Genomic DNA, 16,490 nt, shown 5'->3' on the forward strand with positions numbered 1-16,490 from the left:
CAGCTCCCCCACGAATAATTTATACGCGTTCCGGAACGGTTAGACCTTCTGAAGCAATAAACTTGGCGATACCATCCAGGGCACGATTTGCAAGTGCTCCATTTTTTTCTTTTTTGTTACGGATTCTAGTTTCCAATTTCGGTAACAAACCGAAGTTAGCATTCATTGGCTGGAAATGCTTGAAATCCGCTGTTGTAATATACTCTGCCATGCTACCTAGTGTCGTTTCTACCGGCAGTACAACAAGTTCTTGTCCTAACGCTGCTTTAGCTGCATTCATGCCGGCAATAAGACCCGATGCGGCAGATTCAACATATCCTTCTACCCCTGTCATCTGACCAGCAAAGAACAAATTAGGGCGCTCTTTGAATTGGTATGTTGGACGAAGCAACTTCGGTGAGTTAATAAATGTATTCCGGTGCATGACACCGTAGCGCACAAACTCAGCATTCTCAAGACCCGGAATCAGAGAGAAGACACGTTTCTGTTCTCCCCACTTCAAGTGCGTTTGGAAACCTACCAAGTTATACAACGTTCCCGCCGCATTGTCCTGTCTAAGCTGTACTACAGCATGAGGCAATTCACCCGTATGCGGATTAACCAAACCTACCGGCTTCATCGGTCCAAACAATGCTGTTTGTTTGCCCCGTTTCATCATGACTTCAATCGGCATGCAACCTTCGAAATAAATTTCTTTTTCGAATTCTTTTAACTGAGCAACCTCTGCAGTAATCAGAGCCTCATAAAAGAGTTCAAACTCTTCTTCTGTCATTGGACAGTTGAGATAAGCCGCTTCTCCTTTATCATAACGAGAGGCAAGGTATACCTTGTTCATATCTATGGAATCTTTTTCAATAATCGGCGCTGCAGCATCATAGAAATAGAAGTATTCCTCACCCATCAATGCTTTAATCTGCTCGGACAATGCCGGCGAAGTCAGTGGTCCGGTCGCTACAACAACAATGCCTTCCTCTGGAAGTGAAGTAAGTTCTTCATTCACCACTTCAATCAGCGGATGCTGATGCAAAGTCGATGTAATCTCACCCGAGAAGCCATCCCGATCCACAGCCAGGGCTCCTCCTGCCGGAACAGCATGTCGATCAGCTGCTCCGAGTACGAGCGAATTCAACATTCTCATTTCTTCTTTCAACACGCCAACTGCATTAGCCAGTCCATTGGCACGAAGAGAGTTACTGCAGACGAGTTCTGCAAATTTATCCGTATGATGAGCCGGCGTTTTGACAACCGGTCTCATCTCATATAACTTCACTCGCACACCGCGACTGGCGATCTGCCACGCTGCTTCTGATCCAGCCAATCCCGCACCGATAACCGTTACTTGTTGTTCACTTGTCAAAATCATTTACCCCCATCATATGCTAATCCGTTGAATCATCATCCGATTCTTCCACCGGCTCCTGATGATCACATGAAGTACACTGCAATCTTGTTCCCTTTTTGTTTCGCTTCTCAATCATTAACGATCCACAGCTCGGACAAGGTTTAGCGGAAGGTTTATCCCAAGATACAAAATCACATTCCGGATATTTGTCACAGCCATAGAAAATACGTCCTTTTTTACTGCGGCGTTCCACCACATGTCCTTCCTTACACTTCGGACAAGTTACACCGATGTCTTTAATAATCGGTTTCGTATTACGGCAGTCAGGGAATCCTGAGCATGCGAGGAACTTTCCGAAACGACCAAGTTTATATACGAGCGGCTTGCCACATTTCTCACAGATCTCATCCGACACCTCGTCTTCGATCTCGATCTCTTTCATTTCTTCCTCAGCAAACTCTAGCCGTTTCTCGAAAGATTCATAGAATTCAGCCAGCACTTTAACCCAATCTTCAGAGCCTTCCTCCACATGGTCGAGATCGCCTTCCATATTCGCGGTAAACTCCACATTCAGGATTTCCGGGAAAAACTCTTCCATCTGCTCAATGACCAGCTCTCCCAGCTCAGTCGGCATAAATTTCTTCTCTTCGATCGCAACATATCCACGTTTCTGAATGGTCTCCAGTGTTGGCGCATAAGTACTTGGTCTACCTATGCCGAGCTCTTCCAAGGTTTTAACCAACCGTGCTTCGGTATAACGTGGCGGCGGCTGCGTAAAGTGCTGTTTAGGCTCAATCTCCTGCTTTTTCAGCACATCTCCACTCTTGAGCGGAGGCAACAAACGATCTTCCTCGGTTGTACCATCGTCATTGCCTTCTACATACACTTTCATGAATCCCTGAAAGCGCACCTTGGAACCCGCAGCACGGAAGATCGTATCTCCTGCAGCGATGTCAACCGAAAGTGTATCCAGAATAGCCGAAGACATCTGACTTGCTACAAAACGTTCCCATATCAACTTATATAAACGGAACTGATCACGACTCATAAACGACTTTATCGAATCTGGGTCACGCAAAATGGAAGTCGGACGAATCGCTTCGTGCGCGTCCTGAGCGTTGGAAGCCTTTTTGGAATAGTTCCGCGGGCTCTCTGGTGCAAATGTCTCACCATACTTTCCAACGATATATTCTTTGGCTTCTTCCTGTGCGGAAGCAGCGATACGAGTCGAGTCTGTACGCATATACGTAATGAGACCGACTGTGCCTTCTTTTCCAAGGTCTACACCTTCATAAAGCTGTTGCGCAACCGACATCGTCTTGGAAGCCCTGAAATTAAGTTTACGTGCCGCTTCCTGTTGCAGTGAACTTGTCGTAAATGGCGCCGAAGGATTTCGAGTTCTCTCTTTCTCCTTCACTTCCTTGATTGTAAAATCAGCACCTTCGATCTGTTTCAAAATCGCTTGTACTTCAGCTTCACTGCCAAGCTCTGTTTTCGTTCCGTTCAACTTATGAAACTTCGCCTCGAACGGATTGCCATCTGCACTCAGTTTGGCTGTAATGCTCCAGTACTCTTCCGGTTCAAATTCGTCAATTTCATTTTCACGATCTAAAATAATTTTGACGGCAACAGACTGAACTCGTCCTGCTGATAATCCTTTTTTTACTTTCTTCCATAATAGTGGACTGATCTTGTAACCCACGAGCCGATCCAGAATGCGTCTAGCTTGCTGTGCATTGACCAAATCCATATTTATTTTACGCGGCGTTTTGAATGCGTCCTTAACCGCTTGTTTGGTGATTTCATTAAATACAACTCGGCAATCAGCCGTGTCATCCAGTTCAAGTGCATGTGCCAAATGCCAGGCAATGGCTTCACCCTCACGATCCGGGTCGGCTGCGAGATACACTTTTTTCACTTTCTTTCGTGCATCCTTAAGTTCCTTTAATACTGAACCTTTGCCGCGGATCGTAATATATTTCGGATTAAAATCATTCTCTACCTCAACGCCGATCTGACTCTTTGGCAAATCGCGTACATGTCCCATCGAAGCTTTCACGATGAACTTGCTGCCTAAATATTTGCCGATCGTCTTCGCCTTTGAGGGCGACTCCACGATTACGAGTGCATCCGCCATAGGTCCATCCTCCTCTCAGTCATGAAACTGTTTCTTGTACTTCACTTCATACTTCGTATTATATACTCCACATACTGCACAGGTTGCAGCATCGTCATACCCTAGCATATTTGGTTCCTGGTAATTGGCTAATCTGCTTTTTTATGATTAAAGATAACAGAACTGAATGTAAATGTCCAAAATCCCAACCCAACCGATCTATCAATTGATCTAAAGACTGCTCTTCCTGCTCAAGTAAAATGATGATACGTCGTTCATCTGTAGAAAGTTCCACCTTTGGAAATAAACCTTGCTCCGCATGTCCTGACATTTCTGCCGAACGTCCTCTATTGTAAGGAAGTTGTTCTGCATTTGGCAAGTCCAAACGATACTCTTCTAATAAATCAGTAGCACAAGTGACCAATTTGGCCCCCTGTCGTATTAAATTATGTGCCCCTCGGCTCTTCGGCGAAGTAATCGGCCCTGGAACTGCAAATACATCTCTGCCTGCCTCGAGTGCTGCATCTGCGGTGATGAGAGAACCACTTCGTACATCCGCTTCTACAACGAGCGTTCCCAATGTTAATCCTGCGATAATCCGGTTTCGCTCGGGAAAAAGGCCCTGACGAGCCCTGGTTCCTAGAGGGTACTCTGACAAGAGTAGACCCGTTTCAGCAATTTGTTCTGCAAGGCTCGTATTTTCAGGTGGGTAAACCATATCTACCCCTGTACCAAAAACAGCAATTGTTTTACCATTTGCTCGTAATACAGCTTCATGACACACACGATCAATACCTCTGGCAAGTCCACTGACAATAGTTACCCCCGCAAGAGATAATTGTTCTGCAAGCTTTTCCCCAACTTTACGCCCATAAACTGTAGGCATCCTTGTTCCTACCATCGCAATCGAAGGTTGATGTAATAACCGAGTGTCTCCTCGAGTGTACATCACCCAGGGAGGCTGAGCGGTTTCCTTCATTAATATAGGATAATTTGAATCCAGATAAGTAATAACCTCGATCCCGCGATCATAAACCTGCTCTCTTCTACTCTCAATCCAGCCGGCATTAAATTCTCTAGCCAAACGAGTCGCCTGATCCTTCCTCAGTCCAGCTTCAATCCAGTCTCCTTCCTCGTAATAAAGCAACTCCCGCAACGAGTGCTGACCTGTCATCAATTTTGCAACACTTTTCTTACCGATGCCTTCCATTTCATAGAGTCCAAGCAAAATCCAACGTTCTTCCATGTTTCTGCCTCCTGTGAGAGGGCAAATTGCCCTCTATTTGTGTGATAAACAACGATAAATTGCACACGTTAACATATTTTGCACACTAAAGTTCGTCCTCATTTTTCTAAAAAAACGCAAAAAAGCAACCCTTCGCCCTGTTTAAAGGACAAAAGGTTGCTTACCTTTACCGTCTCATGAATCAACGGCTCCGAAAATGAATCATTTCCGTGCTGTTTCTTCTATTATAACGGAATAGGATTAATGTGTCGTGCACAAATTCAAAATACCGCGTTCTTCGAGCACACTTACCAAAGTGGAGCCCATTTCCGCTGGTGTCGGAGCAACTTTAATACCGCATGATTCCAGCTTCGCAATTTTCTCTTTGGCTGTACCCTTACCGCCAGAGATAATCGCACCCGCATGACCCATACGTTTGCCTGGAGGCGCTGTAACACCACCGATGAATCCTACCACCGGTTTAGTCATGTTAGCCGCTACCCATTCTGCTGCATCCTCTTCCGCAGTACCACCGATCTCACCAATCATGATGACAGCATGTGTCTGTGGATCTTCATTAAAACGTTTCAAGATATCGATGAACTCGGAACCCTTAACCGGGTCTCCTCCGATACCTACCGCAGAAGATTGGCCAATACCACGAGTTGTGAGCTGATGAACAGCCTCATACGTCAGTGTTCCACTACGTGAAACGACACCAACATGTCCTGGCATATGAATGTATCCAGGCATAATGCCGATCTTACACTCGCCCGGTGTGATCACACCTGGACAGTTAGGCCCAATCAATACTGTATTTTTTCCGTCCATGAAACGGTCTACTTTGACCATATCCAGTACCGGAATACCTTCAGTAATACAGATGACCAAATCCAGTTCCGCATCAACAGCTTCCATAATGGAATCCGCCGCAAATGCTGGAGGAACATAGATGACGCTCGCTGTTGCGCCAGTAGCCTCCTTCGCTTCCTGCACCGTGTTGAATACCGGCAAGCTGACTACTGAACCGTCTTCCAGCGTGATGTCAACATTGGTTCCGCCTTTACCTGGCGTAACACCGCCTACCATTTGGGTTCCGTAGTCCAATGCGCCCTTCGTGTGGAACATTCCCGTTGAACCCGTAATGCCTTGCGTAATGACTTTTGTATTTTTATCGATCAAAATACTCACGTTGCTTCACATCCTTACGGTTATTTTTCAATTCCCGGACAGCTCCGGTACGAAGGAATGAACCTATTTTACGAGGGCAACAATTTTCTGTGCTCCATCGGCCATGGAATCAGCAGGAACGATATTCAGGCCGGATTCACCCAAAATACGTTTGCCCAGTTCCACGTTAGTTCCTTCAAGACGAACAACCAGCGGTTTGGTCAGGCCAAGCTGCTTCGCTGCTTCAACAACACCGTTGGCAATGACATCACAACGCATGATACCACCAAAGATGTTAACAAAGATACCGGCTACTTTGGCATCAGACAGAATGATCTTGAATGCTTCCGTAACTTTCTCTGTTGTTGCACCGCCCCCAACATCAAGGAAGTTGGCCGGGTCTCCACCGTAATATTTGATGATGTCCATCGTAGCCATCGCAAGTCCCGCACCGTTAACCATACAGCCAATGTTGCCGTCAAGCGCTATGTAGCTGAGGTCGTATTTGGAAGCTTCGATTTCTTTTTCATCTTCCTCATCCAAGTCACGAAGTTCTTGAATATCCTTGTGACGGAAGAGAGCGTTGGAGTCAAAGTTCAGCTTTGCATCCAGCGCGATAACGTTTCCATCTCCGGTAACAACCAGTGGGTTGATCTCGGCAATAGAGCAATCTTTTTCGACAAATGCCTTGTACAACGCAAGCATGAACTTCACAGCTTTATTCACGAGTTCATTCGGAATGTTAATGCTGTAAGCCAGTTTGCGTGCCTGGAACACTTGCAACCCGATCGCAGGGTCAACTACCTCTTTGAAAATTTTTTCAGGTGTAGCTTCAGCTACTTCTTCGATCTCTGTTCCGCCTTCTTCGGAAGCCATCATGACTACACGTCCTGTAGCACGATCGACAACAACACCCACATAATACTCTTTGCGGATATCGCATCCTTCTTCAATCAAAAGACGTTTTACTTCTTTACCTTCTGGTCCTGTCTGATGGGTTACTAATACTTTGCCCAAAATTTCGGATGCATAGGCACGAACTTCCTCTGTGCTTTTTGCTACTTTCACGCCGCCGGCTTTACCCCGACCCCCTGCGTGAATTTGCGCTTTAACTACAGTCACCGGACTGCCCAGTGCCTCTGCGGCCGCAACCGCTTCATCGACTGTATAAGCAACCTTTCCGTTTGGAACGGTAACTCCATACTGTTTCAGTACTTCTTTTCCTTGATATTCATGGATATTCATTCTCGAATCCTCCTATCAACATGACTGCAACAAGGCGGGCTGGTAGACGAACAAAAGACATATGTTGACTATTTTCACTTAAACCCAATTCATTGTAACATGTTTTTAAAACGCTTTCCTTAAAAAAGTAATGGTTAATAGACAGCATTTTGATATGGATATGATCCCTTTTTGTGAATGCTTGGATATATATGGAAAAAACCTCAACCGATTAGGCTAAGGTTTTCATCACATGGAGACTTTTATTATTATTTTTTAGCGGCATTTATATTCGATTCATGAACTTTCTCGAGCAAGCCTTTAAACTGCCCAAGCAGTGCTTCAAACTCTGTGCTGTTCAAGCAAGCATCTCCCTGAATGGCTTCAGGTAGGGATAATGCCTTATTCTTAAGTTCACGTCCCGCATCGGTTAGTGTAATCAACACTTTACGCTCGTCTTGTGCAGAGCGCTCACGATGGATGAACCCGGCTGACTGCAACCGTTTGAGAAGAGGCGTCAGCGTACCTGAATCGAGGTACAGAGCTTCACCAATTTCCTTAACGGTACATTCCTGCCGCTCCCACAATACCATTAATACCAGATATTGAGAGTACGTTACACCAAGCACTTCCAGATAGGGCTGGTACAATTTTGTAATTTCACGTGAACAAGCGTATATGGCGAAGCATAATTGATTATCCAGCTTTAAACGGTCTGTCTGCATGTTAGCTATCTCACCTGCCTAATGTACTTTAAATTGCATATCTCATGGGCTAATCATCCTGCTTCACCTTTGTTAGCGGCGAAATTGAGTTCCCCATTACTATCTTATCACAAAATAGATTAAAAAAAGAATAATTGAGCACAAATTATTTTACATTGCTATTTAATCATGTTAAATTTAGTTGTATAAAATATAATTACAGGTGATCAATAGGACGGATAATCTACTTCAGGGAGGATCATCAGAACAATCACCAGAACAATTCAGGATTCAGACAAACTCATTGCAGTTCAATTCACACCGGGTTGACGCTCTGATTCCTTTTATATAAAATGCTAGTAGAAGCTGAGGAAGCACCTTAATTCGAGACTGGCTCGCCCTGCGCGTAGCCCAACATTCGAGAGAGGTGTTTCTTTGTTATGTATGGAAAGTTGTATAGCTCGTGTCTCTATGGAATTGACGGTGTATTAATTGAAGTTGAAACGGATTTATCTAATGGGTTGCCTCTGACTTCAATTATCGGACTACCGGATTCGGCGGTCAGAGAAGCTGTGGAACGCGTTCGGGCGGCGATTAAAAACTGTGGATATCAGTATCCTTTGCAACGAATTACGATTAATCTGGCCCCAGCTGATCTGCGTAAGGAAGGTTCCTCCTTTGATCTTGCTATTGCCATTGCTTTACTTACAACCAGCGGTCAACTTGTTCTTCCCCCGCAGGAACGCACTTTAGTTCTCGGGGAACTGGCACTGGATGGTTCAATCCGGCCCGTTCCCGGAATATTGTCGATGGTTGATCTAGCCAAAAGGCAAGGCTTTACTTCGGTTCTGCTCCCTTATGAGAACGTGGAGGAGGCGCGTTTGATTCGTGGAATCGGGATCTATGGGCTTCAACATCTGAAGGACCTTGCTCCTGGTCATACCCTTACATCCCAAGGTTTAAATGGCAACACTTTAGGGGGAACAACGAGTGCGGGGCCAATCATTTTAAAAGACTACAGTCACCTTCATATCTCAGGACGTTCCAGTGCACGGTCCAATCAAGGTAGAGAAATTCTCTCTTATCCACATGAAGACTATAGTGATGTACTTGGACAGCATCATGTCAAGCGTGCACTTATGATTGCCGCTGCGGGCATGCATAATATCATGCTGGTTGGCCCACCTGGTACAGGCAAAACGATGCTGATTAAACGATTACCGACAATTTTACCCCCTTTATCGGAAGAAGAAGCACTCGAAGTAACTAAAGTGTTAAGTGCGGCGGGACATCTAAAAGAAGCTCCTCAAGGACTGATTGCAGACAGACCCTTCCGGTCACCTCATCATACGATATCCACCTCCGGCTTGATTGGGGGTGGCGGCATTCCAAAGCCAGGCGAGGTCAGTCTAGCCCATCGCGGAATTTTGTTTCTGGATGAACTACCGGAGTTCCAGCGTCAAGTTCTTGAAGTACTAAGACAGCCGCTTGAAGATCAGACGGTTACAATCAGTAGGGCAAGAGCTGCGTTCACATTTCCTGCACAATTTATGCTGGCTTGTTCAATGAACCCTTGTCCCTGCGGATATTTGTCGGCACAGGCGGAGGAGCAGCGTTGTATCTGCAGCCCGGCTCGCGTTGCAGCATACAGGGCCAAAATTTCGGGCCCACTGCTGGATCGTATTGATCTCCAAGTCGAAGTTCCCCCACCAGGAGATTGGCGTATGGCTGGCACTTCTCCTTCATCTGTCGAGATGCAGTCCAAAGTGATGGCTGCCCATTCCATTCAGGCCAAACGGTACACGAACGGCTCAGTGCGCTGGAACAGTCAGCTCTCTGGCACATTTTTACGGAAGACAATCCATCTACCTCGTGAAGCAGAGCATTTATTGGATCAAACGATACAGACGTTGAACCTGAGTATGCGTGCCCATGACCGAATTATGAAAATGGCACAAACTATTGCTGACTTGGATCATGAAGGTGAGATTATGACTGCCCATGTCGCGGAAGCAATACAATATCGGCAGTTAGACTTGAGTTTATTTTAATACGGATATTCAGTTGCTAAACAAAAGCCGTATTTGAACTCTGCTTACATGTTAATGAAGAGTACCTATACGGCTTGGTTGGCATCATAAGCACATCCAAAAATTGAATTGGCAGTTACACGTAAATCATAAGATAAATGAATGTCTCTTTTCAAAAAAAGCTTATCGGAGGAGATATCGTGGGAACATCAAACAGTGACAGGAATTTGGTTTATGACAAAACACTATTTGAAAATGATCATATAAAAAAAGACCACATGTATGTGGTCTCGAATGAAGTTCTTTTATTCAAATAACGTTAGCTTCTCCTTGGCAGGTGTACGCTCTTTCGCTGATGGAATGACATCGGGGTATCCCATATAGATCATTCCAATAATTTTTTCTCCTGCCTTGATACCTAGTGGCTTCCGAAATTTAGGTGCATATAAAAATGGTTTGGTCACCCAAAACGTGCCTATATTTTCGCTCCATGCTGCAAGCATAAAGTTCTGAACCATGGCGCTGACTGCGGCGAAATCCTCATCCCAAATCGCTTGTCTCGGGTCTTCCTCCAGCACAACAAGCAAAATAGCAGGCACCTGTTGTACACTCCCCGAAAACTTGTTATCCTCACCCATCTCGGCTTCAATGGCCTCTGCGAGCTTTTTACGTCCTTTGCCATTGAACAACACAAATCTCCACGGCTCACGCAATTTATGGTTAGGTGCCCAAACGGCTGTATCCAGCAAATCGATGATTTGCTCCGTTGGAACAGGATCTTTCTTGAATTTTTTGACGGTGCGGCGATTCTCGATCGCATGGCGGACTTCGTTGATTGTCTTCGTCGTTTTACTCATGGGTCATGCCTCCCTCTCCAAATGGTACACACCAGGTTGCAATTTCATTATACACCTCTCTGTTAGCCAGATTCAAAGGACAGCAGATAAGAGAGAGTTCCGGATCAAATAGAAAAAGATGAACTATAGACATTATACTCGTCTAAACGCTCATCCTTTTTATCAACTAACTCCAAGCTAAAATGCATTTTCTAGATGATTTATGGACATGATCTTGCCAAAATGGTTCATCATCACCGCAATAACATCAAATCGAATTTGACGAGTATGTTCTCCGCTCATTTGGATGTAGACTCCAGCCGTTGAACGAACCTGTTGCATTTTGCGCTGATCGACAGACTCTTGTGGAGTTCCGAATCCTGAATTGGAACTTCGGCTTCGCACCTCAACAAATATTAACAAATCTTCACGTACTGCGATAATATCGACTTCTCCGCTACGACAACGCCAGTTTCGCTGGAGGATAGAATAACCCTGTTTCACTAACCAGCGGCAAGCTTCCTCTTCGCCAATCTTTCCCTTCTGCTGACGGGTCAACTTGCCACTAGGTTTCTGGCCAGATCCCTCTTCTACCATGATTCGTTATCACTTCTGCCTGAGGCAAGCCGATCGGCTCGATAAACATAGGTAAGCACTTCTGCTACCAACTGATACAATTCTGTCGGGATCTGTTCATCCAGATCCAGCTTGGAGAGCACTTCAACTAAAGCTGCGTCTTCCTGCACGGGTACGCCGTTTTCCTTAGCTTTGTCCAGTATGGCTTCAGCCACTTTGCCGCGGCCTTTGGCTACGACAACAGGTGCTTCACTTTCTCCCGGGACATATTTTAATGCAACTGCTTTTTTGGATAAAAGCTCCGGCTGTGGTGATTCCTCTTTCATACCTTGAAATCCACCCCTTTGTATCGCTCAGGGCTATAATCTGCAGCAGTCATCTTCCGCTCCATCCCGAGCTCCTGCCCTGCTGGCCAAGGTTCTGCCCGGAAGGTCAATAACTGATATCCAAGCTTGTCGAGCGATTGATGAATGATTTCACGTCCACTCTCCAACAAAGCTCCCATTTCTTCCCGATCATTAAATACACGCAAACTGACAATGTTATTGACCACATGTACATCAACAAGGGTATGTCCCAAACTTATCATATCCAAGTCAAACAGCAGACGGCAATTCGAGGCATCCAATTCCCCGCGCTGACCGCGGCGTGATTGAATCTGCACAGAGGCCGTCTGTTCACCGTCCGGACCTGTGATGGGGATAAACCAATGCATTTGCGCAAACGCTGCACCGCGATCGGTTGTGAGCAATAGTTGCTGACCTGTCAGGTATTGTATGGCTTGATTGGCGGCATCTTTCAGCGCCGCCGGGGCACTGTCGCTGCTGGCCAACTGCAGCAGCAAACCCTTGAGCGAGTCCGTGTTCGCCGGACTCGCTGCCTCACCCACGCGCGGCTGCATCGCCGCGCCGTGAATGGCCTGCTGCTCGTGCTCTGCACCGAGCAGCTTCAGCACGCGCCCCACCCACGGGTCTCCTCCGTGGGTGACGGGCGTGTGCACTGCCGCCGCACCTGTGGGAGCGGCGGCAACACCGCCAGCCGGCTGCGCATCAGCGCCGGCTGGCAAGGGCTGCGGCGAGCCTGCGGCAGCCGCAGCCACTTGACCGCCCTGCTGCGCAGCAGGGGCGGCTTGTGCTGCCGCACCCGGCTGTGCCGGTGCGGCAGTGGACGCGCTGCGCAGCGCGTCCAGCAGCGCCAGCAGCTTTGGCGCCAGCTGTGCTGGCGTAGGCGCTGCTGGCGCGGCCTGCCCTGCTGCGGCAGGCGTGTCTGTGTGGCCCTCTGCACGCACGGCCGCACCTTCCGGCTGGCCCGCACTTGCACGGCCAGCCGCCGCATCCGCCGTCCCAGGTGTTCCCGGGCGGCTCGCAACTTGGCCCGCATCCGCAACGCGCGGCGGGCCTTCACCAGGTATTCCGGTACCTGCCGGAATACCTGCATTGCCTTTGCCAGCCGTTTCCGCTTGGCTGGAAACACTCTTCGCAGCAGTCTCAGCTCCTGCTGTCTGTCCACCATTCGCCTGGCCTGCATTCAGCGGCACGTTACCTTTGGCTTGTTGCCCCTGATCTGATGCCGCACCTTCAGCAGCATCTGTAGTCACTCCTGCACCCGCCGCTGGAGTGGTCTGAACCTGATTCGGCTGTGACGCTACAGGAGAGGCTACGGGTATTCCGACTCCTGGCCTGCTCACATTTACCGCTGGCGCTCCCTCTTCTGGCTGAACAGCAACATTAGTAAAAGTTCCAGAAGCTCCCGCCTGTCCTGTGGACGCCCCCGCTTTTAAGCCTGCTGCTGCTTCGCCGCCAGGAAACGGCTTACCTGCCACCGTTTGAGACAAAAACGACTCCAGTTGATCCGCAAGACCACTTAACAACTGATGCAAAGGAGGCCCAAATACGGTCTGATGTAAACCTTTCACCGTTTCGGCCGTAATAGGCAGGCCCCTCTGAAAAGCAATGCCCGCCGCCTGTACCCATTCCTCCACAGGCACCTGTGCAGGTTTGGCTACCATCATGTTTTGCACCATGGCTACGTTATCCTTGGTCAGCGGAAGCCCACTGCGTTGCATAGCAAGTAACAATTCACGGTTGTCTTTGGTATCCGCCAAACCTACCTCTTGCAACAAATTATTCAGTGAAGCCTGCGGCAGCTCCGCAAGCGAGCCAGCAACAGGTTTCATTACCGTTATGCCGTTTTCACCTGGAGGTTGAACCTGCAGAAGCGTCGTCTCACCCGGACGGAGCGGTGTCTCCAGTTTGGCACGCACCTGCACCCCTTGAATCTGGAGCACTGCCTCTCCACCATCATCCGATACACTGACGACAGACCCACGAACGACCTGACCTTCTTTTAATTCGAGCGGCTTGGCGTTTCCGGGCTTACTGTCTCCCATTAAACCACGAATCATAGAGCTGACATTCAACTCGTTCTCCCTCCTTTCCGTTCCCTTTCAATTAAAACAACGTATGCTGCTCACCTAATAAATTACCGAGAAAGCTCCGCCGATGCATCGGTGTTGCGCCGAGTGCCATAATCTGTTCCCGATGAAATTGAGTTGCATAGCCTTTATGTACGGGCAGACCATATTCCGGGTATAACGTATCCCATTCTTCCTTGCACAGCCGATCTCTCGTTACCTTGGCCACAATAGAAGCCGCTGCGATCGATTGGCTATTTGCATCCCCTTTAATAATAGATAACTGCGGTATATTCAAATCCACCTTTTCCGCGTCCACCAGCATGTAATGAGGTGTTACATCAAGTGCCTCTACCGCACGTTTCATGGCCAGTCTGGCGGCCTGTTTAATATTCAGACGATCAATCGTTTCCGCATCTGCATATCCTACACCTACAGCCAGCGCGTTCTCCATAATGATGTCATATAACGTATCACGTTTCTTTTCTGACAACTTTTTGGAATCATTGACCCCTTCCAAAATAAGCCCTTGAGGCAAGATCACGGCCGCCGCAACCACATCCCCAAACAAACATCCTCGTCCCACTTCATCAATTCCTGCGATATATTCAAACCCGCTACCCCAATACTCCCGCTCATACACCAAAAGATCCCGAGGTTCGCTAGTTTCTTTTTTCTTTTTCTTCGGTTTGCGTTGCAGTTCTGGCAATGCAAGCTCCGGCATTTCATGGTTTGCTGTCATTCTGTTCATCTCCTCACCCATGTTTCGTGTAGCTGTGTAATCCCATGTAATGTATATAATTAATTAGACGTAGGCTATCGCATATTTGTTCTGATTAATCGTATTCCTGCACAATGTTTCGTGTTAAAAGTATGATTTAAAAAATATCCTGATGTCTTCATTTATCGGTTATCATAGCGTTAAATTGAATACATACAAACTGATGTTCTGCAAATTTTCAACATCATTTATCATAGCATGATTTCAGGACACCTCCTATACAGAACAAACAATTCCACCAAGCACACTTAACTTCATTTTTTTACCATATTCATGCTAGGTTTATATCCCCTTAGCCTTCAAAACACAAAAAGGCCGTTCCCGGTAATCCGGTAACGGCCGCTTCTTTCGGCTCTTGTAAGGATATTTTCGATCAGTAAGGAGCTTCCATAGAGAAACGTCCCATCTTGCCTGCTCGTAATTCGCGCAGAAACGCTCGTGATGCTTTCTCCAGATCAATCCGTCCACCACTGATAACACAACCGCGAATTCGGCCAACCTGCTCCATAATGGCAATAACACTGTCCGAATCGTCCGCATCTTTGGAGAACTCCTGAAGACCATATCTCTCTTCCAGCGCATCCCAATAATAACGCATCAGATAACTGATTCCGAAAAATGCGATATCTTCTGCATTCAGGATTTCTTCTTTGATCGCACCCGTCACAGCAAGTCGGTAACCCACATTCTGATCTTCAAATTTCGGCCACAGAATACCTGGGGTGTCCAGCAGTTCCATTTCCTTGCCTACTTTGATCCATTGCTGGCCTTTAGTTACACCTGGGCGATCTCCAGTTGCAGCAATGCTCCGTCCAGCCAAACGATTGATCAATGTGGATTTACCTACGTTAGGAATACCGACAATCAATCCCCGAACGGCTCGGGGATTAATGCCTTTTGCCAATTGACGATCAATCTTCTCCTTTAGAAGAAGTCTTGCCTGAGCAGGAATATCTTTGACATTGGTACCTGTTGAAGCATCCACAGGGAACGCTGTAATGCCTTCTTTTTTAAAATACTCAATCCACTCTTGCGTCACTTTGGCATCCGCCAAATCCGACTTATTGAGCAAAATCATGCGGGGTTTATCCATCAAAATCTCGTCAATCATCGGATTACGGCTGGAGACAGGCAGACGGGCATCCAATAGTTCGATGACCACGTCAATGAGCTTCAACTTGTCCTGAATCTGGCGTCTGGCTCGGGTCATATGACCTGGAAACCATTGTATCGTCACCTTGTCTTCACCTCATTTAATACATACTTTAAGTTTTAGTGGTTAATCCACTTAATTTCTCCAATAGGCCAGAAAATAACATCAGCACGGCCAATAATCTCTTTCAGGGATACATAACCGATCATTCGGCTATCTGTACTGTTAGGTCGATTATCCCCCATAACAAACACATGACCCGCTGGCACCTTTCCGTCTGGGAATTGTTCATTCGGGAAATCCTTCACGTTATACGTTCCGCCACTCGCTTCAGCCGCATCAATAGCACCCTGGATGTAGGTCTCATTCACCTTTTGTCCATTTACCGTTACAGTGTCTCCCTGAACCTGAACCGTATCTCCCGCAACTGCGATAACACGTTTAATGAAATCTCGTCCTTCGGAAGGTACATGGAAGACGATCACTTCACCACGTTTTGGCTCGCGGATATCGTATAGTATCTCATTGACAATGACACGTTCTCCTGTCGAGAAATTCGGTTGCATGGATGGCCCGTCCACCACAAATGGTTTAAAAAGTAACCAGCGAATCAGAATAACCAGTACGAGTGCAATGACAATGGCCTTCAGCCACTCGACAATTTCATTTTTTGCTTTTTGGGATCGATTATTTTTTTCTTCCGCAGGTAAGCTCTGGTCCTGTTGGACTTCTTGTTCCATTCAAGATCTTCCTCTCTTCACAGTACATGATTATAGCAGTATACATTCAGCTTTTTGCTTCCTCCCTATATAGAACTAGAGAAAACAAATTATTCAACTCAGTTATGTAATTCTTGAAGCCAAGCATTACAACCGTACATTGAACAATAATTCAAATTCCTTGGATAACTGATGTCACAA

General features: G+C 46.9%; 14 protein-coding genes. 1 reads left to right on the forward strand and 13 read right to left on the reverse strand.

What is annotated here, in order from left to right:
- Positions 1 to 19: 19 nt before the first annotated feature.
- The 6 genes from trmFO to H7T88_RS23350 all read right to left on the reverse strand — a co-directional run bounded on the left by trmFO (position 20) and on the right by H7T88_RS23350 (position 7,802).
- Positions 20 to 1,363, reverse strand: coding sequence for an FADH(2)-oxidizing methylenetetrahydrofolate--tRNA-(uracil(54)-C(5))-methyltransferase TrmFO (trmFO, locus tag H7T88_RS23325; RefSeq protein WP_423246156.1), 1,344 nt, complete (start codon positions 1,361 to 1,363; stop codon positions 20 to 22).
- 16 nt (positions 1,364 to 1,379) lie between these two features.
- A complete protein-coding gene (gene topA, locus H7T88_RS23330; protein WP_221790575.1) occupies positions 1,380 to 3,479 on the reverse strand; it encodes a type I DNA topoisomerase in 2,100 nt (699 codons plus the stop codon).
- Between the two features lie 94 nt (positions 3,480 to 3,573).
- On the reverse strand, positions 3,574 to 4,704 hold the full coding sequence (gene dprA / locus H7T88_RS23335) for a DNA-processing protein DprA (RefSeq protein WP_221790577.1): 1,131 nt from the start codon (positions 4,702 to 4,704) through the stop codon (positions 3,574 to 3,576).
- A 240-nt stretch (positions 4,705 to 4,944) separates the two neighbouring features.
- On the reverse strand, positions 4,945 to 5,874 hold the full coding sequence (gene sucD, locus H7T88_RS23340; RefSeq protein ID WP_090923883.1) for a succinate--CoA ligase subunit alpha: 930 nt from the start codon (positions 5,872 to 5,874) through the stop codon (positions 4,945 to 4,947).
- A gap of 63 nt (positions 5,875 to 5,937) precedes the next feature.
- On the reverse strand, positions 5,938 to 7,098 hold the full coding sequence (gene sucC / locus H7T88_RS23345; RefSeq protein ID WP_090923884.1) for an ADP-forming succinate--CoA ligase subunit beta: 1,161 nt from the start codon (positions 7,096 to 7,098) through the stop codon (positions 5,938 to 5,940).
- A gap of 248 nt (positions 7,099 to 7,346) precedes the next feature.
- Positions 7,347 to 7,802 carry a MarR family winged helix-turn-helix transcriptional regulator gene (locus H7T88_RS23350; RefSeq protein WP_221790579.1) on the reverse strand — a complete coding sequence of 152 codons (456 nt, stop codon included), beginning with the start codon at positions 7,800 to 7,802 and terminating at the stop codon, positions 7,347 to 7,349.
- 419 nt (positions 7,803 to 8,221) lie between these two features.
- On the opposite strand from H7T88_RS23350, the gene H7T88_RS23355 reads away from it, so the two are divergent.
- A complete protein-coding gene (locus tag H7T88_RS23355) occupies positions 8,222 to 9,832 on the forward strand; it encodes a YifB family Mg chelatase-like AAA ATPase (protein WP_221790581.1) in 1,611 nt (536 codons plus the stop codon).
- Between the two features lie 284 nt (positions 9,833 to 10,116).
- Here the strand turns inward: H7T88_RS23355 and H7T88_RS23360 are convergent, their stop codons facing one another.
- From H7T88_RS23360 to lepB, 7 genes are all read right to left on the reverse strand, one after another.
- The gene (locus H7T88_RS23360) at positions 10,117 to 10,668 is read right to left on the reverse strand and encodes a nitroreductase family protein (protein ID WP_154983893.1); all 552 of its coding nucleotides are present in this window, start codon (positions 10,666 to 10,668) and stop codon (positions 10,117 to 10,119) included.
- Between the two features lie 177 nt (positions 10,669 to 10,845).
- On the reverse strand, positions 10,846 to 11,244 hold the full coding sequence (locus H7T88_RS23365; RefSeq protein ID WP_221790583.1) for a YraN family protein: 399 nt from the start codon (positions 11,242 to 11,244) through the stop codon (positions 10,846 to 10,848).
- The gene (locus tag H7T88_RS23370) at positions 11,238 to 11,549 is read right to left on the reverse strand and encodes an EscU/YscU/HrcU family type III secretion system export apparatus switch protein (RefSeq protein WP_221790585.1); all 312 of its coding nucleotides are present in this window, start codon (positions 11,547 to 11,549) and stop codon (positions 11,238 to 11,240) included. The genes H7T88_RS23365 and H7T88_RS23370 overlap by 7 nt, the downstream gene beginning before the upstream one ends.
- Positions 11,546 to 13,642 carry a TP0910 N-terminal domain-containing protein gene (locus H7T88_RS23375; protein ID WP_221790587.1) on the reverse strand — a complete coding sequence of 699 codons (2,097 nt, stop codon included), beginning with the start codon at positions 13,640 to 13,642 and terminating at the stop codon, positions 11,546 to 11,548. Before H7T88_RS23375 ends, H7T88_RS23370 begins: the two co-directional genes overlap by 4 nt.
- Positions 13,643 to 13,673: 31 nt before the next feature.
- Entirely contained in the window at positions 13,674 to 14,378 is a 705-nt protein-coding gene (rnhB, locus tag H7T88_RS23380) for a ribonuclease HII (RefSeq protein ID WP_244159417.1), read from the reverse strand.
- A gap of 412 nt (positions 14,379 to 14,790) precedes the next feature.
- Positions 14,791 to 15,654: a ribosome biogenesis GTPase YlqF gene (ylqF, locus tag H7T88_RS23385; RefSeq protein WP_090923891.1), complete on the reverse strand. Its 864-nt coding sequence runs from the start codon at positions 15,652 to 15,654 to the stop codon at positions 14,791 to 14,793.
- 35 nt (positions 15,655 to 15,689) lie between these two features.
- A complete protein-coding gene (gene lepB / locus H7T88_RS23390) occupies positions 15,690 to 16,310 on the reverse strand; it encodes a signal peptidase I (protein ID WP_221790589.1) in 621 nt (206 codons plus the stop codon).
- Positions 16,311 to 16,490 lie beyond the last annotated feature (180 nt).

The organism is Paenibacillus cucumis (ex Kampfer et al. 2016), assembly GCF_019748695.1.
Taxonomy (GTDB): domain Bacteria; phylum Bacillota; class Bacilli; order Paenibacillales; family Paenibacillaceae; genus Paenibacillus; species Paenibacillus polysaccharolyticus.